At 72.6% G+C, this 26,073-nt stretch carries 27 protein-coding genes and 1 tRNA gene; 15 read left to right on the top strand and 13 right to left on the bottom strand.

What is annotated here, in order from left to right:
- Positions 1–270, top strand: a 270-nt coding sequence (locus VK611_29675; GenBank protein ID HMG45540.1) for a hypothetical protein, incomplete at its 5' end; no start/stop codon positions are given.
- Between the two features lie 333 nt (positions 271–603).
- Here VK611_29675 and VK611_29680 read toward each other — a convergent pair.
- The 6 genes from VK611_29680 to VK611_29705 all read right to left on the bottom strand — a co-directional run bounded on the left by VK611_29680 (position 604) and on the right by VK611_29705 (position 4,467).
- Entirely contained in the window at positions 604–1,404 is an 801-nt protein-coding gene (locus tag VK611_29680) for a DUF2637 domain-containing protein (GenBank protein ID HMG45541.1), read from the bottom strand.
- Positions 1,401–2,651 (bottom strand): tyrosine-type recombinase/integrase, encoded by a 1,251-nt coding sequence (locus tag VK611_29685; GenBank protein ID HMG45542.1) that lies wholly within the window; start codon positions 2,649–2,651, stop codon positions 1,401–1,403. Before VK611_29685 ends, VK611_29680 begins: the two co-directional genes overlap by 4 nt.
- The gene (locus VK611_29690) at positions 2,648–2,908 is read right to left on the bottom strand and encodes a hypothetical protein (protein HMG45543.1); all 261 of its coding nucleotides are present in this window, start codon (positions 2,906–2,908) and stop codon (positions 2,648–2,650) included. Before VK611_29690 ends, VK611_29685 begins: the two co-directional genes overlap by 4 nt.
- A complete protein-coding gene (locus VK611_29695) occupies positions 2,905–3,303 on the bottom strand; it encodes a hypothetical protein (GenBank protein HMG45544.1) in 399 nt (132 codons plus the stop codon). The genes VK611_29690 and VK611_29695 overlap by 4 nt, the downstream gene beginning before the upstream one ends.
- 163 nt (positions 3,304–3,466) lie before the next feature.
- A tRNA-Leu gene (locus VK611_29700) sits at positions 3,467–3,551 on the bottom strand.
- Positions 3,552–3,585: 34 nt separating this feature from the next.
- Entirely contained in the window at positions 3,586–4,467 is an 882-nt protein-coding gene (locus VK611_29705) for an EamA family transporter (protein ID HMG45545.1), read from the bottom strand.
- 29 nt (positions 4,468–4,496) lie between these two features.
- Between VK611_29705 and VK611_29710 the strand changes: the two genes are divergently transcribed.
- Both VK611_29710 and VK611_29715 read left to right on the top strand, forming a co-directional pair.
- Positions 4,497–5,003, top strand: coding sequence for a MarR family transcriptional regulator (locus tag VK611_29710; GenBank protein ID HMG45546.1), 507 nt, complete (start codon positions 4,497–4,499; stop codon positions 5,001–5,003).
- Positions 5,004–5,044: 41 nt separating this feature from the next.
- Positions 5,045–5,266 (top strand): EF-hand domain-containing protein, encoded by a 222-nt coding sequence (locus VK611_29715; GenBank protein ID HMG45547.1) that lies wholly within the window; start codon positions 5,045–5,047, stop codon positions 5,264–5,266.
- A gap of 3 nt (positions 5,267–5,269) precedes the next feature.
- Here the strand turns inward: VK611_29715 and VK611_29720 are convergent, their stop codons facing one another.
- Positions 5,270–6,220, bottom strand: coding sequence for an expansin EXLX1 family cellulose-binding protein (locus tag VK611_29720; GenBank protein ID HMG45548.1), 951 nt, complete (start codon positions 6,218–6,220; stop codon positions 5,270–5,272).
- 102 nt (positions 6,221–6,322) lie between these two features.
- On the opposite strand from VK611_29720, the gene upp reads away from it, so the two are divergent.
- Positions 6,323–6,946, top strand: coding sequence for a uracil phosphoribosyltransferase (gene upp / locus VK611_29725; GenBank protein HMG45549.1), 624 nt, complete (start codon positions 6,323–6,325; stop codon positions 6,944–6,946).
- Positions 6,947–7,031: 85 nt separating this feature from the next.
- Here the strand turns inward: upp and VK611_29730 are convergent, their stop codons facing one another.
- Complete coding sequence (locus tag VK611_29730; protein HMG45550.1) at positions 7,032–8,699, bottom strand: phospho-sugar mutase; 1,668 nt, start codon at positions 8,697–8,699, stop codon at positions 7,032–7,034.
- Positions 8,696–9,529, bottom strand: coding sequence for a purine-nucleoside phosphorylase (locus VK611_29735; protein HMG45551.1), 834 nt, complete (start codon positions 9,527–9,529; stop codon positions 8,696–8,698). The genes VK611_29730 and VK611_29735 overlap by 4 nt, the downstream gene beginning before the upstream one ends.
- A 225-nt stretch (positions 9,530–9,754) precedes the next feature.
- On the opposite strand from VK611_29735, the gene VK611_29740 reads away from it, so the two are divergent.
- The 11 genes from VK611_29740 (at position 9,755) to VK611_29790 (ending at position 22,431) form a co-directional block, all read left to right on the top strand.
- A complete protein-coding gene (locus VK611_29740) occupies positions 9,755–10,912 on the top strand; it encodes a BMP family ABC transporter substrate-binding protein (protein ID HMG45552.1) in 1,158 nt (385 codons plus the stop codon).
- Between the two features lie 167 nt (positions 10,913–11,079).
- Positions 11,080–12,669, top strand: a complete 1,590-nt coding sequence (locus VK611_29745; GenBank protein ID HMG45553.1) for an ABC transporter ATP-binding protein — start codon at positions 11,080–11,082, stop codon at positions 12,667–12,669.
- The gene (locus tag VK611_29750) at positions 12,666–13,835 is read left to right on the top strand and encodes an ABC transporter permease (protein ID HMG45554.1); all 1,170 of its coding nucleotides are present in this window, start codon (positions 12,666–12,668) and stop codon (positions 13,833–13,835) included. Before VK611_29745 ends, VK611_29750 begins: the two co-directional genes overlap by 4 nt.
- Positions 13,832–15,145 carry an ABC transporter permease gene (locus VK611_29755; protein HMG45555.1) on the top strand — a complete coding sequence of 438 codons (1,314 nt, stop codon included), beginning with the start codon at positions 13,832–13,834 and terminating at the stop codon, positions 15,143–15,145. The genes VK611_29750 and VK611_29755 overlap by 4 nt, the downstream gene beginning before the upstream one ends.
- Positions 15,146–15,205: 60 nt before the next feature.
- Entirely contained in the window at positions 15,206–15,577 is a 372-nt protein-coding gene (locus VK611_29760; protein HMG45556.1) for a cytidine deaminase, read from the top strand.
- Complete coding sequence (locus VK611_29765; protein HMG45557.1) at positions 15,577–16,866, top strand: thymidine phosphorylase; 1,290 nt, start codon at positions 15,577–15,579, stop codon at positions 16,864–16,866. The genes VK611_29760 and VK611_29765 overlap by 1 nt, the downstream gene beginning before the upstream one ends.
- A gap of 67 nt (positions 16,867–16,933) precedes the next feature.
- A complete protein-coding gene (locus VK611_29770) occupies positions 16,934–18,013 on the top strand; it encodes an adenosine deaminase (protein ID HMG45558.1) in 1,080 nt (359 codons plus the stop codon).
- 19 nt (positions 18,014–18,032) lie between these two features.
- Complete coding sequence (locus VK611_29775) at positions 18,033–19,082, top strand: histone deacetylase family protein (GenBank protein HMG45559.1); 1,050 nt, start codon at positions 18,033–18,035, stop codon at positions 19,080–19,082.
- A gap of 81 nt (positions 19,083–19,163) precedes the next feature.
- Positions 19,164–20,090: a deoxyribose-phosphate aldolase gene (deoC, locus tag VK611_29780; GenBank protein HMG45560.1), complete on the top strand. Its 927-nt coding sequence runs from the start codon at positions 19,164–19,166 to the stop codon at positions 20,088–20,090.
- 18 nt (positions 20,091–20,108) lie between these two features.
- A complete protein-coding gene (locus VK611_29785) occupies positions 20,109–21,548 on the top strand; it encodes an aldehyde dehydrogenase family protein (GenBank protein HMG45561.1) in 1,440 nt (479 codons plus the stop codon).
- On the top strand, positions 21,541–22,431 hold the full coding sequence (locus VK611_29790) for an aldehyde dehydrogenase family protein (GenBank protein ID HMG45562.1): 891 nt from the start codon (positions 21,541–21,543) through the stop codon (positions 22,429–22,431). The genes VK611_29785 and VK611_29790 overlap by 8 nt, the downstream gene beginning before the upstream one ends.
- A gap of 78 nt (positions 22,432–22,509) precedes the next feature.
- Here the strand turns inward: VK611_29790 and VK611_29795 are convergent, their stop codons facing one another.
- The 4 genes from VK611_29795 to VK611_29810 are packed head-to-tail and all read right to left on the bottom strand — an operon-like array spanning position 22,510 to position 26,068.
- Positions 22,510–23,355 (bottom strand): class I SAM-dependent methyltransferase, encoded by an 846-nt coding sequence (locus VK611_29795; protein ID HMG45563.1) that lies wholly within the window; start codon positions 23,353–23,355, stop codon positions 22,510–22,512.
- A 41-nt stretch (positions 23,356–23,396) separates the two neighbouring features.
- Entirely contained in the window at positions 23,397–23,840 is a 444-nt protein-coding gene (locus VK611_29800; GenBank protein ID HMG45564.1) for a hypothetical protein, read from the bottom strand.
- An 18-nt stretch (positions 23,841–23,858) separates the two neighbouring features.
- The gene (locus VK611_29805) at positions 23,859–25,016 is read right to left on the bottom strand and encodes a hypothetical protein (GenBank protein ID HMG45565.1); all 1,158 of its coding nucleotides are present in this window, start codon (positions 25,014–25,016) and stop codon (positions 23,859–23,861) included.
- 11 nt (positions 25,017–25,027) lie between these two features.
- A complete protein-coding gene (locus VK611_29810) occupies positions 25,028–26,068 on the bottom strand; it encodes an aminotransferase class V-fold PLP-dependent enzyme (protein HMG45566.1) in 1,041 nt (346 codons plus the stop codon).
- Between the last annotated feature and the right edge of the window lie 5 nt (positions 26,069–26,073).

Raw genomic sequence — 26,073 nt, forward strand, 5'->3', positions numbered from 1 at the left:
GATGTTGAGGTCTATGAGCAACCGTTAGTCAGCTCTGGTGGCGTCGCTCTATTGCTTGCAGGATTGGCGTATCTGCTACTGGTGAGACCGAATGGAGGTTGGCGCGCGCTCAATCACCAGCGAAAGAGTGGCCGGGTCTCAGAAGGGTCACGATGGCTCGATTTGACGACGCTCGAGAGAACCTGGTTCTACCTCGTACCGGGACTTGCCGCGGTCGGCCTGGTAGCGATACTGCTTGGTGTGTTCGCGCTCATCGTCGGCATCGAGTAGCAGCAGGCGGGAACGAAGGAGCGCCTCTCTGGCTCTGCCATTCACAGGGCAGGGCTAGCCCGGTGATGCCGCCGAAGACGGCGACAAGGCGCGACCGCGCCGGTCGGTCTCGATGTGATCTCCAGTGGGTCTCCTCCGGTCAGCGGACTTCGAGTACGCCTTTCATGCCCGCCTCGAAGTGTCCTGACAGGGGCAGAAGAACGCGTAGCGGCCGGGATCGAGGGTGACGTGGCCCGTCACCGTGCGCTGCTCGAAGGTCTTCACGCTCGACAACGGCGTCGGCTCAGCCGCAGCTCCTGATCCCTGGCATGTGTGAGGCGCAGGGTCGAGCGTCTATGTCCGGCGCTCTTCCGGGCTCGGGCGGTGGGGGAGTTGTTGCATGAGGAGCTCGTAGGAGACGGCGAGGCAGATGGGGGACCAGGCGGCGACGAGGCGGCCGATCAAGGTGGGTGGGGCGGCGGCGATGTTGGCGGCCAGGGAGGCGGTAGCGCCGAGCAGGAGAGCGGTCCACGTGAGGCTGCCGGCGGGGTGGCCGTCCCAGCGTCGGACGAGCATGTTGAGCGAGGCGACGAGCATCATGCCGTCGACCGACAGGGGCAGATACCAGGCGGCCTCGGGGTTGCCCGCCATCTCCACGACCGTGCGTTGGTGCTCGTAGGACGACCGGGCGGCACAGGCGGCGACAACGATGACGGCGGTAGTGGTGATCCAGCGGATGATCCGCCGGCTCCGCATCTCCTCCGGCATCCCCGTGGCAGCCGTCAGGCTCTCGCCGTTGCCGGGCGGCACTGCCGTGGCTGCCACATGGCTGCCATTGGGCTCGCCGTCGACGGAAGTGGCAGCGTCGTGGCTGCCGTTGCTGCCGGGCGGCGCTGCGGGCGCTGCGAGGGTGCTGCGGTCGTCGGCGGGTAGCGCTGCGATCGCTGCAGAGGCTTTGCCGTTGTCGGTCGAGCGGCATTCGGCGATGCGGTCGCGGCCCCAGCGGCCGGAACGACCGAACCAGCGGCCGAGCTCGGCGCCGGTGGGTGGCGTCCCGGTCGCGGCGGCCTGGCGGTAGGCATCGCGGGCGGCGGCCTGCAGCTCGGCCGGCGTCGCCTCGGCAGGGTCGAGGTCGAGCACCTCTTGCGCGATCACGCCGATGCCTCCTTGGGGTCATGGGCGATGACGTGGGCTTCGTGGTCGGCGATGGCTTCGGCCTTCTGCTCCATCGTCACGTGGACGTAGAAGTCGGTGGCCGACCGCCGGGAGGTGTGGCCGAGGACGGCACGGGTGACGGCCCGGCCGTAGCGGGCGTCGACGAAGGTGCCGAGGGCGTGGCGGTAGGAGTGCAATGAGACGTCGCCCTTGGCGAAGACCTGCGGTGCCGTGGCCCGGAGCCTCTCGAAGAGGTCCTCGATGCGCCGGCGCCCCGCCGCCCGGCCCAGCGGGTGCGCCGGGGTCGGCCGGGACCGCAGCAGGCCCTCCTCGCTGGTCAGCCATTCCGCCGACGACAGGTGCCCGGGACGCCGGTCCTCGACGTAGATAGCGAGGAGCGCGGCAAGCCCGGGCGGCAGCGGCATGGTGCGGGGCTTGTCGCCCTTGCCCCACACCTCGAGCTCGTTCCGTTCCAGGTCGAGGTCGCAGAGCCGGAGCCGGCACAGCTCGATCCGGCGCAGGCCGAGCCGCTCGGGGAGGGTGAGGGTGATCTCGTCGAGCAGCGGGTCCCGGCCGGTCGCCTTCGCCAGGTGGCGCAGCAGGACGGCCTCGTCTGGCTGTATCGGCCGGCGGTTCGGCTCCGCCCGCCCGGGCTTGGCGAGCCGCAGGGCGACGTTCTCGTCCGCCCAGCCCTTCTCCACGAAGTAGCCCCACAGGCTGCGGAACGCCCCAACCGCGTTCTCCTCCGCCGACCGCCCCGAGCGACGGCGCTCGTCTTCCCGGCGACCGGCGAGCACGTGCTTCGCGATGAGGTCCTTCAAGTCACCGGCCGTCAACACCCCGGGTGAGTCGTCCGCGTGGGCGGCGGCGAGGCGCCGGGTCCAGGTCTTGTAGGTGCGGCCGGTGCCTGCGGACATCAACGCCAGCGGCCCAGCCTCGTAGCTGGCGATGGCATCGGCCAGCGTGACCGACGGCAGCCGGAACTCGGGTGACCCGACGACGGCGGCGCAGCCTTCCCGGGAACGGAGGTAGTCGAGCACCCGGCCCACCAGCGCCGGGTCGACACCCGGCTCGGCGGTCAACACGTCGATCGCGAACCCCGGGTCCACAAGCGCGTCAGCGCCGCGGCCGCCGCCGGCCCGCTCGACCACACCCAAGGTGGCGACCAGGGCAGCGCCGAGATCGCCGAGGCTGGCCAGCTCCGGGCGGACCCGCTCGCAGACCGCAGCGAGGGTCGTGGTGCTCATAGCCCCACCCCCGGGCCCTCGCGCCGGCCGGCCCGGCGGGCTGCGGCGAGCAGATCGACGACACCGTCGACGGTCGGGTCGTCGGTCTCGGCCAGCCATGCCAGGATGCGACGGCCCTGCCGGGGCAGCTCTTCCGAGTCGATACCGCCGGCGTCCGACATGCGCCCCCGGGCCTCGGCCGCGAACGCAGCCAGAAGGGCGCGTCGCTCCTCCTCGGCCCGCGCCCAGAACTGCGCTGCCGGTCGGTCCGCGGTCATGGAGTCACCGCCTCGATGCGGCGGGCGTAGTCCTCGACCGGGACCACCACCACGCCGGCCGGGCGGGCCATCGGCATGGCCACCGCCTCGAACGACGCCGGGTCGTCGACGGCCAGCCACGCACGGGAGCGGCGGTCCAACACCACGCGGCCCCGGCGGTCGACCGTGGCGGTCGAGCGGTAGACGTGGCGGCCCAGGTCGGGCGGCTGGTCACCCGGTGCGCCCAGCCATGCCGCGGTCCCGAAGCCGGCGACCACGACGACCGGGCCGTCGAGGGGCAGCCAGTGCCGGATCCGGCCCAGGTGCAGGCGTCCCTGCCGTACCGGCATCCCCGCGGGCACCAACCCCGAGGCGTCCGGGGCCGGGGCCGACACGATCGTCGCCGCGGCGCTCACGAGAAGCTCCGCGAGACGCGCCGGAGGTACCGGCGAAGGGTCAACTGAACGGGATCCGGGCGCACGCATGGCACCCGGTGAACGTGCGAAGCGGCCCAAAGCTTGGGACACCGCTTCGACACGGGATTCTTGGGTTTCGACCCGCAACGACCCGAATACCCAGTGTCGGAGGGGGGACTTGAACCCCCACGTCCTTAACGGACACTAGGCCCTCAACCTAGCGCGTCTGCCAATTCCGCCACTCCGACGTGGCACCGGGATCTCCCGGAGGGAGTTGACACCCTAGCGCAGGGTGTCGGGGGCCCAATCATCGTTCGGGAGGGTGGCGCCGTAGGCGATGGCGGACAGGGCGAGGACGAAGCCGGTGAGCTGGAGGGGCGTCAGGGCCTCGTCGAGGACGAGCCAGCCGAGCACCGCACCGGTGACCGGGGCGGCCAGGCCCAGCAGCGGGGGAGCAGCGGCGGGCAGGCGGCGGACCCCCTGGAGCCACAGCACGTACGCCAGCCCGGTCCCCACCAGGCTGAGGTAGGCGAAGCCGGCGACGCTGCGTCCCGTGAACGCCGGCGGGGTTCCCTCCACCGCCAACGCCAACGGCACCAGCAGCAACCCGCCCAGCAGCAGCTGCCACGCCGTGGCGGCGAGGCGGTCGGCCGGCGCCGGAAAGCGCTTGGTCAGCACGATGGCCAGAGCGAACGACAGGTTGGCCCCACCCGCGGCCAGGAGTCCGACGGCGTCGAGCCCCGCACCGGGCTGCAGCACCACCAGCCCGACGCCCACGGCCGCGGCGACACCGACCGCCACGTCGAGAGGTCGCGGCCGCCGTTTGCTGATCAGCCACGACAGCGCCCCCACCAGCAGCGGCTGCAGCCCGCCGAACGCCGCCGCCACGCCCCCGGGCAGCCGGTACACGCCGACGATCAGCAGCGGGAAGAAGAGGCCGAAGTTGAACAGCGCCAGCAGTCCGGTCCGCACCCACTCGTCGCTACGGGGGCGCCGCCAGCCCGACGTCACGGTCCCTACCAGCAGCAGCACCAGCCCAGCCGGCACGACCCGCATCGCCGCCACCAGCAGGGGGCGGTCGTCGGGGAGCAGCTCGGTGACGATGACGTAGGTCGTGCCCCAGGAGATGGGGGCCAGGACGGTGGCTCCCGCGGTCCGCTTCACGTCGAATATCTTAACGTTAAGATATCTGCGTGCCACAGTCGCAACGACAACACGACGCCGTCGACCGGATCACGAGCCAGTGGCGCGACGTCCGACCCGACCTCGACCACTCGCCGGTCGAGGTGATCGGGCGGGTGTCCCGGCTGTCGAGGCTCGTCGATCGGCGCCTCGGTCAGAACTTCGCCCGCTTCGGCCTCCAGGACTGGATGTACGACGTGCTGGCCACGCTGCGCCGCTCCGGCGAGCCCTACGCCCTGACTGCCGGCGACCTGGTGCGCCAGACCATGGTCACCACCGGTGCCGTCACCCACCGCATCGACCGGCTCGAGGAGCGGGGTCTCGTGGAGCGCACGCAGACCGGCGACGACCGGCGCAAGGTCCTGGTCCGCCTCACCACCGAGGGGTTCGATCTGGTCGAGGCGGTGGTCGAGGCCCACCTGGCGACCGAGCGGGAGATCCTCACCGGGCTCGGCGTCCGACGGCAGCAGGAGCTGGCAGGGACGTTGCGCGACCTGCTGCTCGGGATGGGCGACTAGACCTTGGAGGCCTTGGAGCACGCCGGACAGGGAGGCTGGGAATGACCGACACCGAGAAGTACGCGGCCACGTTCGCGCTCGTCGACGGCGACAGCGACGGGCTGGTCAGCGTCGACGAGCTGCACCGGCTCATGCAGGTGCTGGGCCAGGAGGTCAGCGAGGAGAAGGCGGCCGCCATCCTGGCCGAGCTCGACGTCGACGGCGACGGCCGGGTCTCGCTCGAAGAGTTCGCGGCGTTCCTGGAGAGCGGGAGCCAGACCTAAGGGCTAGCGCGGCCAGGCCTGGCGGAGGCGGTCGAGGGGTCGCAACCGGCCGGGGCGGCGGCGACGGGTGTAGATCCGGGCGGCCACCGCGAGCGCGGCGAGGACGACGAACACCGAGGCCAGAGGACCGTCGTCGCTGCTCCGGCCCGCGGGTCGAGGCGGCGACGCGGGCGGGGCGGCGGCCGACTCCGAGGGCGGGGTCGTCGTGGTCGACGTCGACACCGAGGTGGACGTCGTGGAGGTCGTGGAGGTAGACGACGTCGAGCTCGGGGCAGGTGCCGGGACCGACGGCTGGTAGAGGCGGGCGACGGTGTGCCGGGTCGCGCCGGGCGCGAGAGGGACGTCGTAGACCGTCACCGACTGGTCGTAGACATCGGTGATGCGGAGGGTGAACGGACCGTCGCCGGGGCCCGGGCTCGACGCCTGCCACCAGTTGTCGGCCGTGTGGGTGAGCGACCGCCAGTCGCCCGAGCCCGACGTCGACAGCTCGACCGACCGCAACGGGTTGCCGTGGTCGAGCACCTGGAGCTGGAACCACCAGCGGGTCGCGCCCTCGCTGATCCGGATCGAGATCGGGTTCCGCAGCGCGGGGTTCCGCACGACCCGGTACGACACCGAGGCCCGCCCCGCCGACACGTCGGCGATCTGGGCGAACGCCTTGCGGGTCACGTCGACCAGCCCCTCCGAGCAGCGCCGGCAGTGGTCGGTGACCTTGACCCGCACCGACCCCTGGGGCCCAACGACGTCGAGGTAGGCACCGCACACGTCCGCGGTGCCGAACTCCGCCGACGAGATGCCCACGTGCAGGTTGTCGGGCGGTTCGCCGGGGAACGAGCAGGCGCCGCCGCCGGTCAGGTCGGTGAACGTGGCCGTCCCCTCCCGAGGGGAGATGTCGGCCGCCACCGCGCACGCGAGCAGCAAGAGGACGAGCAGACAGGTTCTCCGCCGAGACACGCGCGGACGGTAGTCAGCCCGGCCACTCCCCGAGGCCGAGTGGGGGCGATTTCTGGGGCGTACCTGTCCCGGTGGCCATGATCCGCGAGACTGCCGGGCCGTATGGACGTCACGATCGTCGACCACCCGCTGGCCGCCCGCCTGCTCACCCGCCTGCGAGACGAGAGCACCGACCGGGCCGCGTTCCGGCTCGCCGTCGACGAGCTGGCCGGCATGCTGGTCTACGAGGCCTGCCGCACCCTGCCGACCGAGCCGGTGGAGGTGCAGACGCCGCTCGGACCGGCGAGCGGGGTGCGCATCATCGAGCCGCCGCTGGTGGTGCCGGTGTTGCGCGCCGGCCTCGGCCTCCACGGCGCGGTGCTGCGGCTGCTGCCCGAGACCGACACGGCGTTCGTCGGGCTGTCCCGCAACGAGGAGACCTTCGAGCCGGAGCCCTACATGAACTCCGTGCCCGCCGACCTGGCCGGCCGCCCGGTGCTGCTGCTCGACCCCATGGTGGCGACCGGCGGCTCCCTGGCCCACGCCTGCCAGCTGCTCCGCGACCGGGGCGCCGGCCCGATGACCGGCGTCTGCGTGCTGGCGGCGCCCGAGGGCCTGCGCCACATGGAGGCGTCCGGCCTGGTGGAGCGCATCGTGACCGCCGCCGTCGACGACCACCTCAACGACCGGGCCTTCATCGTCCCCGGCCTGGGCGACGCCGGCGACCGCCTCTTCGGCACCGCGTAGCCGAAGCCGAAGCCGTAGCCGTCGGCGTCATCCGGCGAGGGCGTCGGCGTCGGACAGCGGGGGAGCGGCACCCGGACTTCAGCTGTCAACCGACCAGGGTGGCGGCCTCGGTCAGCAGGGTGTCGACGGTGGCGGTGGCCTGGGCGCGGGCGGTGGGGAGGTCGGTCGAGGGGTCGACGGGGACCACGGCTTCGGCGTAGCACTTGAGCTTCGGCTCGGTGCCGGACGGGCGGATGATGAGGCGGGCGCCGTCGGCTCGCAGGACCACGCCGTCGGTCGGGGGGAGGCGGTCGCCGCGCCGGAGGTCCTCCACCGCGGTGACGGGGCGGCCGGCGATCGTGGACGGTGGCGAGTCCGCCAGCCGGTCGACCACGTCGGCCCCCACGCCCGGGATCGAGCGCTGGCGGGTGGCGTGGACGCCCAGCTCGCGGGCCAGGTCGTCGAGCCGGTCGAGGACGCTGCGGCCCCGGACCCGCTCGTTGGCGACCAGCTCGGCGAACGCCAGGGCGGCGGTGATGCCGTCCTTGTCGCGCACCAGCGTCCCGACGCACGACCCCAGCGCCTCCTCGTAGCCGTACACGAACTGGAGGTTCGGCTGGGACAGCGCGGCTCGGGCGATCCACTTGAAGCCGGTCAGCGTCTCGGCGTGGTGGACGCCCCGGGCCTCGGCCAGCCGCCCGAGCTGCGACGACGAGACGATGGACGTCGCCACCAGCCGGTCCGGCCCCTCGCCCTGCCGCAGCAGCCAGTCGGCCAGCAGCACGCCGATCTCGTCGCCGGTGAGCGCCCGCCACCCGTCCCCCGCGTCCTGCGAGAGAGGGAGAGGAACGGCGACGGCGAGGCGGTCGGCGTCGGGGTCGTTGGCCAGGACGACGTCGGCGTCCTCGGCCCGGGCCAGGGCGAGCGCCAGGTCCAGCGCCCCGGGCTCCTCGGGGTTGGGGAAGGCGACGGTGGGGAAGTCCGGGTCGGGCTCGGCCTGCTCGGCCACCACGGCCGGCGCCGGGAACCCGGCCCGTTCGAACGCCGCCAGCACCACGTCCCGGCCGACCCCGTGCATCGGCGTGTAGACGACCCGCACGTCGCGAGCCCCGACCGGCACCCGCAGCGCCGTGGCCACCGCCCGCTCGACGTACACCGCTTGTAATTGCGACAGAACCGACCCGTTTCGGGCCTCTCCGGTCGCAATTTCGGTGAGAGGGCCGACGGCGGCGATGTGGGCGGCGATCTCGGCATCGGCCGGCGGCACGATCTGGGCCCCGTCGCCCAGGTACACCTTGTAGCCGTTGTCCCGGGGCGGGTTGTGGCTGGCGGTCACCTGGATGCCGGCGCAGCAGCCCAGGTGCAGGACCCCGAAGGCGACCAGCGGCGTCGGCACCGGCCGCTCGCACAGGAGCACCCGGAACCCGGCCCCCGCCAGCACCGATGCGGCCGCGGCGGCGAACGACGACGACTTGTGCCGGGCGTCGAACCCCACGATCACCGGCTCGCCCCCGTGCCCGGAGTCGACCAGGTAGGCCGCGAGCCCGGCGGTCGCCCGCAACACCACGGCCTCGTTCATCCGGCTGGGCCCGGCCCCCATCTCGCCCCGCAGCCCGGCCGTCCCGAACTCGAGCGGCCCGGAGAACCGGTCCCGCAGCTCCACGAGAGCGACGTCACCCGCAGCCAGCAACCCGTCCAGCTCGGCCCGCGTGTCGGCGTCGGGGTCCTCGTCCCGCCAGGCCCGGACGGCGGTGAGCAGCGACTCGTCGCTCACAGCCGGTCGACGATCTGGGCGAGGAGCGTCCCCATGCGTTCGGCGGCCGCCTTGCCCGCCTCGATCACTTCCTGGTGCGACAGGGGGGAACCGGAGAGGCCGGCGGCCAGGTTGGTGACCAGCGACAGGCCCAGCACCTCGAGGCCGAGGTGGCGGGCGGCGATCGTCTCCCACACCGTCGACATCCCCACCAGGTCGGCGCCCATGCCCCGCAGCATGCGGATCTCGGCCGGCGTCTCGTAGTGCGGTCCTGGCAGGGCGCCGTACACCCCCTCCTCCAGCGACGGGTCGACCGAGCGGGCCAGCGACCGCAACCGGGGCGAGTAGGCCTCGGTGAGGTCGACGAAGCGCGACGGCACGTCGTCGGGCAGCATCCCCGACAGCGGCGACGAGCCGGTGAGGTTGAGGTGGTCGGCGATCAGCACCGGCTGGCCCACCGCCAGGCCCTCCCGGATGCCGCCGGCGGCGTTGGTCAGCACCACGGTCCGGCACCCGGCGGCGGCGGCAGTCCGCACGGCGTGGACGACCGCCGAGGGCTTGTGCCCCTCGTAACCGTGCACCCGCCCGACGAACGCCAGCACCCGCATGCCGCCCGGCGACACGATCGAGCGCACCCCGCCGCCGTGGCCGGCGACGGTGGACGGCAGGAAGCCGGGGAGGCCGTCGGTGGCGATCTCGGCCGCCACCGAGCCGAGCCGGTCGGCGGCCGGCCGCCAGCCCGAGCCGAGCACCACCGCCACGTCGTGGCCCGTCACCCCGGTGGCGGCAGCGAGGGCCTTGGCGGCCTCGGCGGCCTGGGCGAACGGGTCGGTCGGCGGCGGAGACGTCACCAGGTGGAACCTACCGTCGGCCACTCGGGGCCCGCAGCGACCACTGCCGTCCTGACCGTTCTGACCGTTCTGCGGGCATACGGCCGCGTTCGGTGACGAATCGGTTACGGCGATGTCACAAGTGTGACCGTCTGGGCAGGCATTCCCTCGATCGACTGGGAAAAATGACTATGGTGCGCCGATGACTTCCCAGGTCATACGTTCCACGACAGGAGCTACGGACGGATGATTCTTCAACGGCGGTTCAAGGCGCTGGCCATCGTGCTGGCGCTCGCTGTCGTTGCTGCGGGATGCGGCGACGACGACGACGAGGCCAGCGACAGTGGCAGCGACACCACGGAGGACAGCGGCGGTTCGAGCGGGGAGGTGGAGGGCCCGCCGGCGGTCACGCTCGACGACGAGTGCGAGGCGGCGAAGGCTGACGGCGTCGAGGCCCCCGATGGCTTCCGCGTCAACCTCGTGACCGACATCGGCCGCGTCGACGACGGCACCTTCAACCAGTTCGCCTTCGAGGCGATGGAGGCGGCCAAGGACTGCTTCGGCTTCGAGACCAGCTACATCGAGACGGTCTCCGAGGCCGACTACGCCACGAACATCGCCACGACGCTCGACGCGTCGCCGAACGTGGTCATCACCAACGGCTTCCTGATCGCCACCGACACGCTGGCGGCGGCCGAGGCGAACCCCGACGTCGACTTCCTCGGCGTCGACCAGTTCCAGGAGGAGTTCCCCGAGAACTACATCGGGGTCCAGTTCCGTGAGGACCAGGGCGGCTACATGGCCGGTGTGCTGGCGGCCTCGCTCAGCGAGAGCGGCGTGATCGGCGTGGTCGGCGGCCGTGAGGACGTGCCCCCGGTCGTCCGCTTCGTGAACGCCTACGAGACCGGTGCGCAGTCGGTGAACCCCGACATCCGTGTGCTGTCGGTCTTCAACGAGTCGTTCACCACTCCCGACAAGGGCGCCTCCGACGCTGCCCAGTTCATCGGCGAGGGCGCCGACGTCATCTTCGGTGCCGGCGGCCAGACCGGCTCCGGTGGCATCGCCGCCGCTGCCGAGCAGGGCGTGTGGGCCATCGGCGTCGACCAGGACGAGTACTTCACCACCTTCAACGGTGGCGACGCTCCCGGGTCCGAGTTCCTGGCCACCTCGGCGGTGAAGCGGGTCGACCTGGCGGTCTTCCGCAACATCGTCGCCTCGATGACCGACGAGTTCGCCGGCGGCCTCTACACCCTCGAGGCTGCGAACGACGGCATCACCTACGCACCCTTCCACGACGCCGAGCTGCCCGAAGAGGCCGTCGCGGCGCTGGAGGAGGCCCGGGCCGGACTGTCGGACGGGTCGATCGACACGGGCGTCGACCCGGTCACCGGCCTGCCCCTCTGACGGCTACAGCCACGAAGGCGAAGTGACGTGACGGTGCGGGCCCGCGACGCTGCTCAGCAGCTCCGGGCCCGCGCCTCCGTCGCGTCACCGGTCGTCGCCACCGGCTCGGCCGCACCGGACGCGGCCGCCATGGGTGTCGGCGCCCGCGGTACGAGCGGGAGCCCCCCATGACCAGCCTCGCCACCGACCCGCCCGCCGCCGAGGTCGCCGACGTCGTCCTCGAGGCGCGGGGCGTCACCAAGCGCTTCCCCGGGGTGCTCGCCAACGACGCCGTCGACCTGACGCTGCGCCGGGGCGAGGTCCACTGCCTGCTCGGCGAGAACGGCGCCGGCAAGTCGACGCTGATGAACGTGATCTTCGGGCTCTACCAGCCCGATGCCGGCGAGCTGCTGGTCGAGGGCGAGCCGGTGCGGTTCCGCAGCTCCGCCGACGCCATCGCCCACGGCATCGGCATGGTCCACCAGCACTTCCAGCTGGTGCAGGCCTTCACCGTGGCCGAGAACGTGATCCTGGGCGAGGAGCTGCGCCGGGGGCCGCTGCTCGACCTCGACGAGGCCCGCAAGCGCATCGCCGCCCTGAGCACCGACTTCGGCATCTCGGTCGACCCCGGCGCCAAGGTCGAGGACCTCTCGGTCGGCCAGCAGCAGCGGGTCGAGCTGCTCAAGGCGCTGTACCGGGACGCCTCGATCCTCATCCTCGACGAGCCCACCGCCGTCCTGACACCGGGCGAGGTCGACGAGTTCTTCGGTGTCGTGCGGAGCCTCACCGAGCAGGGCAAGTCGATCATCTTCATCACGCACAAGCTGCGTGAGGTGCTGGCGGTGGCCGACCGGATCACCGTGATCCGCCGCGGCAAGGTCGTCGGCTCGGCCGACCCCGACGAGGCGACGCCGGCCACGCTGGCCTCCCTGATGGTCGGCCGCGAGATCATCCTGTCGATCGACAAGGAGCCGGCCACCCCGGGCGACGCCACGCTGCAGATCCGGAACCTCGACGTCGCCGACGACCGCGGTTACACGGCCGTCACCGACCTCTCCTTCGACGTGCGGGCCGGCGAGATCTTCGGCGTCGCCGGCGTGGAGGGCAACGGTCAGCGGGAGCTGGTCGAGGCCATCACCGGCATGCGGCCCAAGCTGGGCGGGACGGTGGAGCTCGACGGCGTCGACATCACCGGCGCCAGCCCCCGCCAGGTCGACGAGCTCGGGGTCGGCCACGTGCCCGAGGACCGCAACAAGCACGGTGTCGTCGACTCGTTCACCATCGCCGACAACCTGGTGCTCAACACGTTCGGGCGCAAGCCGTTCGCCCGTCGCTTCATCCGCCAGACCCGCAAGATCGACGAGCAGGCCCGCGACCTGGTCGAGCGCTACGACGTGCGGACGCCGGGCATCCACGTACCGGTGGGGACGCTGTCGGGCGGCAACCAGCAGAAGGTGATCATCGCCCGCGAGCTGTCGGGCGAGCCGCGCCTGCTGGTGGTCGCGCAGCCGACCCGGGGGCTCGACGTCGGGTCGATCGAGTTCATCCACAACCGCATCGTCGAGATGCGCGACGCGGGCGCCGCCGTGCTCCTCGTGTCGGCCGAGCTCGACGAGATCTTCACCTTGTCCGACCGCATCGGCGTGCTGTTCCGCGGGCGCCTGGTGGGCGACTTCCCGCGGGCCGAGGCCTCGCGCGACACAGTGGGGTACCTGATGGCCAGCGGTCACGACGACGCCCAGGGGCCGGACGAAGCCGACGGGGCGGGGGAGTCGTGACGACCACCACGACCGAGACCCCTCCGAGGCCGCCGGGCCGCTCGGCGGTCGACTTCCTGCGTGGCTACTTCAGCCTGCAGCCGATCCTCGTCCCCATCTGCGCCATCCTCCTGGCGGTGCTGGTCGGCGGGGTGATCATCCTGCTGGTCGGCGAGAACCCGTTCACCGCCTACTGGGCGCTGCTGCGGGGCATGTTCGGCAGCGGCGACCGGGTGGCCGCCTCGCTCGGGCGCTCGACGCCGTTCATCGGCGCCGCCCTGGCCGTCGCCTTCGCCTTCCGGGCCGGCCTGTTCAACATCGGGGTGGAGGGCCAGCTGCTCGTGGGGGCGACGGTGGCCGCCTGGGTCGGCACCTGGGACGTGGTGCACGACCTGCCCGGGCTCCTCGCCATCCTGGCCGTGCTGGTGGCCGGGGCCGTGGGCGGCGGGCTCTACGGGCTGATCCCCGGCCTCCTCAAGGTGCGGACGGGCGCCCACGAGGTGATCACCACGATCATGCTCAACAACATCGCCCTCCTGCTGATCCGCTGGATCGTCAACTCGACCGACCCGGTGATCCTGCGTGACCAGGGGGCGTCGGTCGCCCGCAGCGCCACCATCGCCGAGGGCGCCCGCCTGCCCCGGCTGGTCGACAGCCAGCCGCCGCTCCACGTCGGGTTCCTGATCATGCTGGGGCTGTGCGTGTTCGTGTGGTTCGTGCTGCAGCGCACCACCAACGGGTTCGAGATCCGGATGGTGGGAGCCAACCCGCACGCCGCCCACTACGCCGGCGTCGGGGTCAGCCTCGTGATCGTCTCGGTGATGGCGACGGCCGGTGGGTTCGCCGGGCTCGCCGGGGCCGGTGAGATCAGCGGCACGTCGCACTTCCTCAGCCCCGGGGTGTTCCTCGCCATCGGCTTCGACTCCATCGCCATCGCCCTGCTGGCCCGGGCCAACCCGTTCGCCGTGGTCCCGGCCGCCGTGCTCTGGGGGTCGATGCTGGCGGGCGCCCCGCTCATGCAGCAGGAGACCGGGCTGTCGATCGACATCGTGCGCATCGTCCAGGCGCTGGTGCTGCTGTTCGTGGCGGCCGACGTGATCGTGCGCACGGTCTTCCGCATCCGCTCCAAGGTCGAGGGCGGCTTCGACGAGCCGACGCTCGGCACCCAGTGGGGCGGCGTGGCATGAGCGCCGTGACGCTGGCACCGGCGGTGCGGCGCCGCACTCGGGGACTCGACCGGTTCCAGACCATCGCCGTCCTGTTCGGGCTGCTGGGCGTGGTGCTCGTCGGCTACGTCACACCGAACCTCGAGCGGACCAGCAAGGCCTTCACGCTGGAGATGCCGCCCGACCCGGCGCAGGTGTCGTTCTCGCCGCGCACGATCATCGCCGCCATCGGCACGTACTACGTGCTGGCCGCGGTGGCGACCCTGGTGCTCGGGCGCTCGGCCCGGTGGGAGCGCTACACCCGGGCGGCGCTGGGCGTCGCCGCGGTGCTGGTGGCGCCGCTCGTCGTCATCCTGTCGCTGGCGCTGTCCGAGGCGCCGTCGACCAACCTGGTGCAGCTCGTCGTCGAGTCGCTGCGGCTCGGCACGCCGATCGCCCTCGGGGCCATGGCGGGGCTGTGGTGCGAGCGCTCCGGCGTCGTCAACATCGGCATCGAGGGGATGATGCTGGGGGCTGCCGGCGTCGGCTTCACGGTGTACGCCGTGCTCGGCGACGCCCAGGACTCGACCTGGCTGTGGATCGGCATCCTCGCCGCCGTGCTGACCGGGGGCCTGATCGCGGCGTTGCACGCCCTGGTGTCGGTCACGTTCCGGGTCGACCAGATCATCTCCGGTGTGGTGATCAACCTGCTGGCCCTGGGGCTCACCAGCTTCCTGCGCTCCCAGGTGATCGTGCCCAAGGGCATCTCGACCGGCATCAGCACGTCGGAGCTGTCGATCCCGCTGCTGTCGGAGATCCCGATCGTCGGCGACCAGCTCTTCACCAACAAGCCCATCTTCTTCTCGATGTTCGTGATCGTGGCGGCGACGTGGTTCGTGATGTTCCGGACGCCCTGGGGGCTGCGGGTGCGGTCGGTCGGCGAGAACCCCCACGCCGCCGAGACGCTGGGCATCGACGTCATCAAGATCCGCTACCAGGCGGTGATCCTGGGCGGCCTGATCGCCGGGCTCGCCGGGGCGTGGTTCTCGATGGAGGGCCAGGGCGGCTTCCAGGACAACATGACCAACGGGGCCGGCTTCATCGCCCTGGCGGCTTTGATCTTCGGGCGCTGGCGGCCGTGGAGCGCCTTCGCCGGGGCCATGCTGTTCGGCTTCACCCGGGCGCTGGGCACCCGCCTGCAGATCCTCGACGTCTCCGTCGGCGACTTCTCGATCCCGAGCGAGTTCTGGCAGGCGCTGCCCTACGTGGTGACGATCATCGTCGTCGCGGGCGCCGTGGGTCGGTCGGTCGCTCCCGCCGCGGTGGGCCAGCCGTACGAACGCCCCCGATGACCGTCGTTCTGTCTTCGCTGGTCCGGCTATTCCGGGCTCAGCGAAGACAGAATGCAGCGCATGCCGTGGGATGAGCTGTTGGCGGCCGCCGTCGAGGTGCGGGATCGGGCCTATGCGCCCTACTCGGGGTTCCGGGTGGGGGCCGCCGGGCTGGTGGACGACGGGCGGGTCGTGGTGGGGTGCAACGTGGAGAACGCCTCCTACGGGGTGACGCTCTGCGCCGAGTGCGGGCTGGTGTCGGCACTGCACGCGTCGGGCGGGGGACGGCTGGTCGCCCTGGCCTGCTGCGGGCCCGACGGCGAGTACCTGGCGCCGTGCGGGCGCTGCCGGCAGGTGCTGTTCGAGGCCGGTGGTGCGGGTCTGCTGGTGAACGAGCGGCCGATGTCCGAATGGCTGCCGGACGCCTTCGGGCCGTCGAACCTGGAGGACTGATGGCGACCGACGTGCTCGACGTGATCCGCACCAAGCGCGACGGCGGCGTGCTCAGCGACGAGCAGATCCGCTTCTTCGTGGAGGGCTACACGGTCGGGACGATCGCCGACGAGCAGGCCGCGGCGCTGTGCATGGCGATCCTGCTGCGCGACATGGAGCCGACCGAGCTGGCCGTGTGGACGCAGGCGATGATCGACTCCGGCGACCGGCTCGACCTCTCGTCGGTCGACCGGCCGACCGTCGACAAGCACTCGACCGGGGGCGTGGGCGACAAGGTGTCGCTGGTGCTGGCGCCGCTGGTGGCGGCGTGCGGGGCGGCGGTGCCGCAGCTGTCGGGCCGGGGGCTGGGCCACACGGGCGGCACGCTCGACAAGCTGGAGGCGATCCCCGGGTGGCGGGCGACGCTGTCGAACGCGGAGGTGGTCGCCCAGCTGGGGTCGGTGGGGGCCGTGATCTGCGCCGCCAGCGACACGCTGTGCCCGGCCGACCGCAAGCTCTACGCCCTGCGCGACGTGACCGCCACCGTCGAGGCGATCCCGCTGATCGCGTCGTCGATCATGTCGAAGAAGATCGCCGAGGGCACCTCCGCGCTGGTGCTGGACGTGAAGGTCGGCTCGGGGGCGTTCCTGCCGGAGATCGACCGGGCCCGGCGGCTGGCGGAGACGATGGTGGGGTTGGGTCAGGCCCACGGGGTCCGCACGGTGGCGTTGATCACCGACATGGACACGCCTCTCGGTCTCGCGTGCGGGCACGGCCTGGAGGTCACGGAGTCGGTGGCGACGCTGCGGGGCGGGGGTCCGTCCGACCTCGTGGAGGTGACGCTGGCCATGGCCCGGGAGATGCTGTCGCTGTCGGGCCTCTCCGGTGCGGTCGACGCGGTCGATCCGGCGGAGGTGCTGGCGTCGGGTGCGGCGCTGCCGGTGTGGGACGCCATGATCCGGGCCCAGGACGGCGACCCGGACGCCGAGCTGCCGGTCGCCGCGGTGCAGCACGAGGTCGTCGCTCCGGCGTCGGGGTACCTGCGACGGCTCGACGCCCGGGCCGTCGGCGTCGCCGCCTGGCGCCTGGGCGCAGGGCGGTCCCGCAAGGAGGACCCGGTGTCGCCGACGGCCGGCGCCGTCTGCCTCCACAAGCCCGGCGACCGGGTCGAGGCGGGGGAGCCGCTGCTGGTGCTCCACGCCGACGACGCCGACCGCCTCCCGGCCGCGCTCGCCGCCCTGGAAGGCGGGGTCGAGATCGGTCCCGAACCGCCCACTCAGCGTCCCCTGGTGGTGGAACGCATCGGTTAGCCCGTACCAACCACCCCGCCGCCGCCCCAAGCGGTCTCGGCTGCGCCGAGGCGAGCTATTTTATGCCATGGCTACTCGTCCCACCTCTGAGCAGATCCTGCGGGCGCCGAAGGTGCTGCTGCACGACCACCTCGACGGGGGCCTGAGGGTGGGCACGGTGATCGAGTTGGCGCGGGAGGCCGGCCACACCCTGCCGACGAGCGACCCCGACGACCTGGCCGCCTGGTTCACTGCGGGCGCCTACCGCCACGACCTCGACCTCTACCTGGAGACGTTCGAGCACACCGTCGGCGTGATGCAGACCAAGGACGCCCTGGTGCGGACCGCCGCCGAGTGCGCCGAGGACCTGGCCGCCGACGGTGTCGTCTACGCCGAGGTGCGCTTCGCCCCCGAGCTCCACCTCGACGGCGGCCTGTCGCTCGACGAGGTGGTCGACGCCGTGCAGGAGGGGTTCCGGCAGGGGAGCGCCGGGCGGCCGATCACCGTCGGCACCCTGCTCACGGCCATGCGCCACGCCGCCAACTCCATCGAGATCGCCCACCTGGCCCTGCGGCACCGGGAGGTGGGCGTCGTCGGGTTCGACATCGCCGGCTCGGAGGCCGGGAACCCGCCCACCCGGCACCTGGCGGCGTTCCAGGAGATCGCCAAGGCCAGCCACCACATCACGATCCACGCCGGCGAGGCGTTCGGGCTGCCGTCGATCTGGGAGGCCCTGCACCTGTGCGGTGCCGAGCGGTTGGGGCACGGGGTGCGCATCGTCGACGACATCACGATCGGCGACGACGGCCGGGCTCACCTCGGCCACCTGGCCAGCTTCGTGCGCGACCGGCGGGTGCCGCTGGAGATGTGCCCCACGTCGAACGTCCACACCGGGGTGGCCGACTCCGTGGCCGAGCACCCCATCGGCCTCCTCACCCGCCTCCGCTTCCGGGTGACGGTCAACACCGACAACCGCCTCATGTCGAACATCACCCTCAGCGAGGAGTTCGAGAAGCTGGTCGACGCGTTCGGCTACGGCTGGGACGAGATCGAGTGGCTCACCCTCAACGCGATGAAGTCCGCCTTCTGGCCTTTCGAAGACCGCCTCCGCCTCATCAACGGCCAGATAAAGCCCGGCTACGCGGCGTTGCGCGCCGAAGCCCTGTAGTCGGCCGGAGGTCCTGACGGTGCGGACGTGGTGGTCGCCGGTGCACCGTGAGCACCGCCCTGACGTCGAGGTGAGCGACGGGCACGTGGTGGCCCACCCGGAGGTGCCGGCACGGGCCGACGCCGTGCTGGCCGCGGTGCGCGCCGCCGGCTTGGGGCCGGTCGAGGAGGTGGCGGTCGACGAGGCGGAGGTGCGGGCCGCGGCGGCCGGGGTGCACGACCCGGAGCTGGTCGACTTCCTGGCCGGGGCGTGGGCAGCCTGGCAGGCGGCGGGGCGCGACTGGCAGGCACTGCCGATCGTGTGGCCCGTCGCCGGCCTTGCCTTCGGCGACGGGAGCCCGCGGCCCCGCAGCGTCGACGGCCTCCTCGCCTCCTGGTGCTTCGACGCCGCGACGCCGGTCGGGCACGGCACCTGGCCCGCCGCCGTGGCGTCGGCGGCATGCGCCCTGGCCGCGGCCGACACCGTGGCGGGCGACACCGGAAGCCCGGCCTTCGCGCTTTGCCGCCCACCCGGCCACCACGCCGCGCCCGGTGCGTTCGGCGGCTACTGCTACCTGAACAACGCCGCGCTCGCCGCCCAGCGGCTGCGTCTGCGGGGCGCCGCCCGGGTCGCGGTGCTCGACGTCGACTACCACCACGGCAACGGCACCCAGGCCGTCTTCTGGGAGCGGTCCGACGTGCTCACCGTGTCGCTCCACGCCGACCCGCGCGACGAGTACCCCTACTTCAGCGGCCATGCGGCCGAGACCGGTGCCGGCCCGGGGGAGGGCACCAACGTCAACCTGCCGCTCGCACTGGGCACGGACTGGAACGCGTGGTCCGCCGCCCTCGACGCCGGCCTGGCCGCGGTGACCGCCCATCGGGCGGAGGCGCTGGTCGTCGCGCTGGGCGTCGACACCTACGAGGGCGACCCCATCTCCCAGTTCCGCCTGGCGTCGCGCCACTACCCGCGGATCGGCGCCCGCATCGCCGCCCTGGGGCTCCCCACGGTGGTGGTGCTGGAGGGCGGCTACGCGGTCGACGCCATCGGCGCCAACGTGGTCGGCGTGCTCACGGGGTTGTCGGGCTGACCACCGGGGTGGCGGGCCGGACCCGGTACGGGGTCAGGTTGGGGTCAGTAGCCTGCGGGGGTGGTTGTGACCCTGGGAGCGGTGGCTGACGTGACCTCGACGAACGAGGCGTTGCGGAGGTTCCTGCACGGGTTGCCGGGGGTGGATCAGGTGGGGGCGGACGCCCGGGCAGCGGGCTTGGGGACCCGGTCGATCAAGTCCACGGCCAAGGCGTTCGCGCTCGATCTGGCGGTGCGGATGGTGGATCTCACCACCCTGGAGGGGGCCGACACGGCGGGCAAGGTCCGGGCGCTCTGTGCCAAGGCGCGGCGGCCCGATCCGAGCGATCCCGGCTGCCCGAGCGTGGCGGCGGTGTGCGTCTACGGGGATCTGGCGCCCATCGCGGTGGAGAGCCTGAGGGGATCGGGCGTCGCGACAGCGGCGGTGGCGACGGCGTTCCCCTCCGGGAGGGCGTCGCTGGAGGTGAAGCTGGCGGACACGAAGGCGGCGGTGGCGGCGGGCGTGCAGGAGATCGACATGGTGATCGACCGGGGGGCCTTCCTCTCGGGCCGGTACCTCGACGTGCACGACGAGATCGTCGCCGTGAAGGAGGCCTGCGGGCCCGCCCACCTCAAGGTCATCCTCGAGACCGGCGAGCTGGTCACCTACGACAACGTCCGCCGGGCGTCCTGGCTGGCGATGCTGGCCGGCGCCGACTTCGTCAAGACGTCCACCGGCAAGGTCCAGCCGGCCGCCACCCTCCCCGTCACGCTGGTGATGCTGGAGGCCGTGCGAGACTTCCACGCCACCACCGGCCGTGCCGTCGGGGTGAAGGCCGCCGGCGGCATCCGCTCCGCCAAGGACGCCATCCGCTACCTGGTGGTGGTCAACGAGACCGTCGGCGACGACTGGCTCACCCCCGAGCGCTTCCGGTTCGGCGCCTCCACCCTGCTCAACGACCTGCTCATGCAACGCCAGAAGCTGGCCACCGGCCACTACGCCGGCCCCGACTACTTCACGCTCGACTGAAGACTGAAGCCGACCGCCATGCCCGCCATGTTCGAGTACGCACCCGCCCCCGAGTCCCGGGCCGTCGTCGACATCAAGCCCGCCTACGGGCTGTTCATCGACGGCGAGCTCGTCGACTCGCTCGACGGCACCCCCTTCAAGTCCGTCAACCCCGCCACCGAAGAGGTGCTGACCGAGGTCGTCGCGGCTGGTCCCCAGGACGTCGACCGGGCCGTCGCCGCCGCCCGCCGCGCCTACGACGACGTGTGGTCGCAGCTGCCCGGCCGGGAACGGGCCAAGTACCTGTTCCGCATCGCCCGCCTCGTCCAGGAGCGCAGCCGGGAGCTGGCGGTCCTCGAGAGCATCGACAACGGCAAGCCGATCCGGGAGAGCCGCGACGTCGACCTCCCCCTGGTGGCGGCCCACTTCTTCTACTACGCCGGCTGGGCCGACAAGCTGGGCTACGCCGGCTTCGGCGTCGATCCCAAGCCGCTGGGCGTCGCCGGCCAGGTGATCCCCTGGAACTTCCCGCTGCTGATGCTGGCGTGGAAGATCGCCCCCGCCCTGGCCACCGGGAACACCGTGGTCCTCAAGCCGGCCGAGACCACGCCCCTCACGGCCCTGGCGTTCGCGGAGATCTGCCAGCAGGCCGACCTGCCGCCCGGCGTCGTCAACATCATCACCGGCGCCGGCGACACCGGGAGGGCCCTGGTGGAGCACGCCGGGGTCGACAAGGTGGCCTTCACCGGGTCGACCGAGGTGGGCCGGGCCATCGCCAAGTCGGTCGCCGGCACCCGCAAGAAGCTGACCCTGGAGCTGGGCGGCAAGGCGGCCAACGTCGTCTTCGAGGACGCCCCGCTCGACCAGGCCGTCGAGGGCATCGTCAACGGCATCTTCTTCAACCAGGGTCACGTGTGCTGCGCCGGGAGCCGCCTGCTGGTGCAGGAGTCGGTGGCCGACGAGGTGCTCGCCAGCCTCAAGCGCCGCCTCGGCACCCTCCGCCTGGGCGACCCGCTCGACAAGAACACCGACATCGGCGCCATCAACAGCGCCGAGCAGCTGGCCAAGATCCGCATGCTCTCGGAGGTCGGCGAGCAGGAGGGCGCCGAGCGCTGGACGGCGCCGTGCGAGCTGCCCGACCGGGGCTTCTGGTTCCCGCCCACGGTGTTCACCGGCGTGACGCAGGCCCACCGCATCGCCCGGGAGGAGGTGTTCGGCCCGGTGCTGTCGGTCCTGACCTTCCGCACCCCGGCCGAGGCGGTCGAGAAGGCCAACAACACCCCGTACGGCCTGTCCGCAGGCGTGTGGACCGAGAAGGGCAGCCGCATCCTCTGGATGGCCCAGAAGCTCCGGGCCGGGGTGGTGTGGGCCAACACCTTCAACCGCTTCGACCCGACGAGCCCGTTCGGCGGCTACAAGGAGTCCGGCTACGGCCGCGAGGGCGGGCGCCACGGCCTGGGGGGCTACCTCGATGTCTGATCCCACGCCCACGCCCACCGCCCGCAGCGAGATCCGCAAGACCTACAAGCTCTACGTGGGCGGGGCGTTCCCCCGGTCGGAGTCGGGGCGGACCTACGAGGTGCGCTCGGCCGACGGCTCCCGGTTCCTGGCCAACGCCGCCCTCGCCTCCCGGAAGGACGCCCGCGACGCCGTGGTCGCCGCCCGCAAGGCCTTCGGCGGCTGGTCGGGCGCGACGGCCTACAACCGGGGCCAGGTGCTCTACCGGGTGGCCGAGATGCTGGAGGGGCGGCGGGCCCAGTTCGTCGCCGAGGTGGTCGACGCGGAGGGCGTGAAGAAGTCGGCGGCCGGCGCCCAGGTGGACGCCGCGATCGACCGCTGGGTCTGGTACGCCGGCTGGAGCGACAAGCTCGCCCAGGTGGCGGGCTCGTCCAACCCGGTCGCCGGGCCCTACTTCGACTTCTCCGTGCCCGAGCCGACGGGCGTCGTCGCCGTGGTGGCGCCGCCGACGTCGAGCCTCCTGGGCCTGGTGTCGGTGGTGGCGCCGGTGATCGTGGGCGGCAACACCTGCGTGGTGCTGGCGTCGGAGGACAAGCCGTTGCCGGCGGTGACGTTGGGCGAGGTGATGGCCACGTCCGACCTGCCCGGGGGCGTCGTCAACCTGCTGACCGGCAACGTGGCCGAGGTCGCCCCGTGGCTGGCGTCGCACATGGACGTCAACGGGCTCGACCTCGGCGGCGTCGCCGACACCCGGCTGGCGACCGACCTCGAGGTCGCCGCCGCCGAGAACCTCAAGCGGGTCCGCCGCCCGGTCGCCGACCCCGACTGGTCCGCCGACCCCGGCCTCGCCCCCATGCTCGCCTTCCTGGAGACCAAGACCGTCTGGCACCCGGTCGGCCTCTGACCGTCACCCCAGCCGAAATCTCGACAGAGACGGCGCCATAGCGACCGTTCCTGTCGAAATTTCGCTGTGATCGGCGGGTCAGCTTGCCTTCACCACGTCCCACACCAGCACCGCGGGGAGGTCGACGTAGGCCGCCAGGGTCGCCGAGGGGATGTGGCGGAAGGCCCGGCGCTTGTGCTCCACGTCGGTGGCGGTGAGCTCCGGCTCGACGCAGTCGTGCACCTGCAGGCCCGCGGCCCGGAACGCCCGCAGGTAGTCGGCGTGCGTATGGGCGTGCTCCCGGACGAACCCCCGGGCACCCGAGGCGTCCGAGAACGGCGCGTGCCACCCCAGGTGGGCCTGGAACGGGTGCAGCATCGACAACACGGCGTGCCCGCCCGGCCGCAGCACCCGGCCGATCTCCCCGACAGGCTCCGCCAGCGACGGCGGGTGGGCCAGGGCCAGGCCGCACACCACCAGGTCGACCGCGGCGTCGCCCAGCGGCAGCGCCCGCAGGTCGCCCTCCAGGAACCGGGCCTTGGGCACCCGGTCCCGCGCCGCCCGCAGCATCCCCGGGCTCAGGTCCACACCCACCACGTCGTGGCCCAGCTCGACCAGCCGCCGGGCGTGGCGACCGGTGCCGCACGCGGCGTCGAGGGCAGGCCCGGGCGGCAGATCCTCCACCAGCGACCAGACCACCGGCTCCTCGATCCCGATCACGAGGTTGCCGGGCTCGTCGTAGACCTCGGCCCAGGCGTCGTAGCCGGTGCGGACGTCGGACTCGGTTGTGGCCTCGCCGCCGTCGACGGCGGGATCGTCGAGCAGCCGCCGCACCTCGGCCAACCGGTCGTCGGCGGCCGAGTCGTCGCCGTCGTAGAGGTGCCGCAGCAGCGCCAGCCCCTCCACACCCACCAGCAGCTCCCTCAACCGCACATGTCGAGTCACCCGGGCGACGCTACCCAGGCCCCGGGAGCGTCCCGGGGGATTTACGAGAGCGAGACCGGGGCGCCGGACGCGTCGACCGCGGTGACCTCCCGCACGTCGGTGGGGGAGCCGCCGAGCGACACCACCGCCAGCAGCTCGAACGCCGCCTCCGAGGCGGCGGTGCCCGGCGGGACCCGGAAGGTGGCGCCGTCGCCGTCCTCGTCGAGGTCCCAGCCCCGCCCGGTCAGCGCCCTGGCGACGTTGTGCCGCCGCGACCGGGTGAGCTCCGAGTAGCGGAGGCTCAGCACCGTGTGCCCACTCTGCCGGCCGGTCACCACCACCCGGTGCCAGCCCTCGGGGGCCGAGACGGTGGCGGCCACGTCGCCGCCCGACTCGATCGCATGGTGCCGCACGGCGTCCACCACGTCGGCCGCGATGCCGACCGCGTCGAAATCACTCAGGTCGAGGGCAACAGGCGTCGGCTCGGTGGGCTCGGTGGCGGACATGGACGCGAGCCTGCCACGTCATTCCAAGGTCGAGTTGACGACCGCCGGGTCGGACGCCCCAAGGAAGAAGATCCCGGGGAAGGTCTCGAACCCGTCGCTGGGATTGCGGCGCAGCACCGACCCCTCGATCCGCATGGTGCCGCTGCGGTCGTTGCTCACGAAGAAGACCGCCCCGCCGCCCTCGTTGGCGTGGTTGTCCTCGATGCGAGTCCCCACCAGGTCCACCGTGAAGAGGTTGCCGTCGAGGTAGATGGCGCCGCCGCTGCCGCCTCCCGGAGTTCCACCCCGGGCCGGGTTGGCGCCCGAGCCCACGGCGTCGTTGCCGGTGAAGACCGAGTCGTAGACCTCCCACGACACGCCGATCGAGCTGAGCGCCCCGCCGTTGGAGCACACGCCGCCCTCGAACGTGCTGCTCGTGACGTACACCGGCAGCCCCTGCGACTGGCTGAGCACCCGGACGGCGGCACCGCCCAGGTCGGGGCCGGTCTCGTCGCAGCGGTTGCCGACGAACCGCGAGCCCACGATCTTCAGCCGCCCACCCCGCACGAGGATGGCGCCGCCGCCCCCGCCCTCGATCGCATCGCCTGTGGAGCTCCCGTCGGCGAACGTGAGGTTCTGGACGGTGAGGCGGGGGTGGTCCTGGTCCTGGCAGTGCGAGGTGGTCCACACCTGGGCCTCGTCGCAGGTGTTCATGTAGAGGATCCGACGCTGGCCGCCGCCGCTGAGCGTCACCCGGCCACCGCCGTCGAGCACGATCTCCGGCCCGGCGTCGTTGCGGACCTTGGCGGTGGCATCCATGGTGATCGTCACCGGGTCGGGGCCGCAGTCGAACGTGACGATCCCGCCGGCGGCAACGGCGTCGACCACGGCGGTCGACGTGCAGCCGGCCGCCGAACCGTCGCCGATCACGCGGTCGGGATTCGAGGTGTCGACCGCCAGGGCCGCGACGGGGATGCCGATGCGGCTGCCGTTGCCCGTCGGCGCCGGCGGTGGGGGAGGCGGGGCGGTGGTCGTGGTCGGCGGGGCCGCGGTCGTCGTGATGGTCGGGGCGACGGTGGCCGTGGTGGAGGTCGGCCTGGTCAGGGCCGCCCGTCCCCGGGCCTCGGAGGACGACGACGAGCACGCGGCGGCCAGCAACGCCACGCCGACGACGATCGTCTTCCCCCAGCTCCCCACCGAGGGGCAGGCTACGCCGCCCGCGAGGCCGCCGACGTGAGGACCTCGAGCGCCCGGTCGACGTCGGCGTCGTCGTTGTGGAGGTGGCACGACAAGCGCAGCCGCCCGGCCCGGACCGAGGCGATGACGCCGGCCGCCTGCAGCCGCTCGGCCACCGACAGCGGCTGGTCGACGGCGAGGATCGCAGAGGGCCCCGGCGGTAGTCCCAGGCCGGCCCGCAGCCGGTCGGCCAGGCGGACGTCGTGGGCGTGGATCACGTCGATCCCCACGTCGGTCAGCAGCTCCAGCGCCAGCGCCTGCCCCAGCCACGCCGCCCACGCGGGCGACACGTCGAAGCGCCGGGCGTCCGGCGCCAGCCGCAGTGGGCCGCCGTAGCACGACTCCCACGGCGAGTCACCGGCGAACCAGCCCGCCGCCGTCGGTCGCAGCAGTCCGAGCGCCTCCTCGGTCCCGGTCAGGAACGCCGTGCCCCGCGACGCCAGCAGCCACTTGTAGCCGCCGCACACCAGCCAGTCGGCGTCGTGACACCCCTCGAGCGGCAGCCAGCCGGCGGCCTGGGTGGCGTCGAGCAGCACCCGCGCCCCGACCGAGTGGGCGGCGTCGAGCAGCCGCCGGGGGTCGGTCACCGCCCCGTCCGCCGACTGCACCACCGAGGTGGCCACCAGGTCGACCCCGGGCTCGACCGAGTCGATCAGCCGGTCGAGCGGCACCAGCCGCACGTCGAGGTCACCGCGGGCCAGGAAGGGCCACAGGACCGACGTGAACTCGCCCTCGGGGGCCAGCACCGTGGTCCGGGGAGGGACTGCGGTGGCGACGAGGCCCACGAGCTGCGACACCTGCCCGCCGACGGCCACCCGCCCGGCCGGCACGCCCACCAGGCGGCCGAACAGCTCGCGGGACCGGGCGATGGCGGCGTCGACCTCGTAGGGGTCGAACCGGCCCTCGAGCCGGGCCTGCTCGGCGGCGATGGTCCGCTCGGCGACGACCCGGGGTGCGAGGCCGTAGGTGGCGGTGTTGAGGTAGGTGGTGGCAGGGGCGAACAGGGATCTCACGTCGT

Source organism: Acidimicrobiales bacterium (assembly GCA_035316325.1).
Classification (GTDB): domain Bacteria; phylum Actinomycetota; class Acidimicrobiia; order Acidimicrobiales; family VFJN01; genus DASXTK01.

Bases quoted from the DNA above. Each gene is read 5' to 3' on its own strand.
- VK611_29685 (HMG45542.1), bottom strand. From the start codon at position 2,651: ATGAGCACCACGACCCTCGCTGCGGTCTGCGAGCGGGTCCGCCCGGAG.
- VK611_29790 (HMG45562.1), top strand. From the start codon at position 21,541: ATGTCTGATCCCACGCCCACGCCCACCGCCCGCAGCGAGATCCGCAAG.
- VK611_29800 (HMG45564.1), bottom strand. From the start codon at position 23,840: ATGTCCGCCACCGAGCCCACCGAGCCGACGCCTGTTGCCCTCGACCTG.
- upp (HMG45549.1), top strand. From the start codon at position 6,323: ATGGACGTCACGATCGTCGACCACCCGCTGGCCGCCCGCCTGCTCACC.
- VK611_29745 (HMG45553.1), top strand. From the start codon at position 11,080: ATGACCAGCCTCGCCACCGACCCGCCCGCCGCCGAGGTCGCCGACGTC.
- VK611_29770 (HMG45558.1), top strand. From the start codon at position 16,934: ATGGCTACTCGTCCCACCTCTGAGCAGATCCTGCGGGCGCCGAAGGTG.
- VK611_29760 (HMG45556.1), top strand. From the start codon at position 15,206: ATGCCGTGGGATGAGCTGTTGGCGGCCGCCGTCGAGGTGCGGGATCGG.
- VK611_29740 (HMG45552.1), top strand. From the start codon at position 9,755: ATGATTCTTCAACGGCGGTTCAAGGCGCTGGCCATCGTGCTGGCGCTC.
- VK611_29690 (HMG45543.1), bottom strand. From the start codon at position 2,908: ATGACCGCGGACCGACCGGCAGCGCAGTTCTGGGCGCGGGCCGAGGAG.
- VK611_29755 (HMG45555.1), top strand. From the start codon at position 13,832: ATGAGCGCCGTGACGCTGGCACCGGCGGTGCGGCGCCGCACTCGGGGA.
- VK611_29765 (HMG45557.1), top strand. From the start codon at position 15,577: ATGGCGACCGACGTGCTCGACGTGATCCGCACCAAGCGCGACGGCGGC.
- VK611_29715 (HMG45547.1), top strand. From the start codon at position 5,045: ATGACCGACACCGAGAAGTACGCGGCCACGTTCGCGCTCGTCGACGGC.
- VK611_29785 (HMG45561.1), top strand. From the start codon at position 20,109: ATGCCCGCCATGTTCGAGTACGCACCCGCCCCCGAGTCCCGGGCCGTC.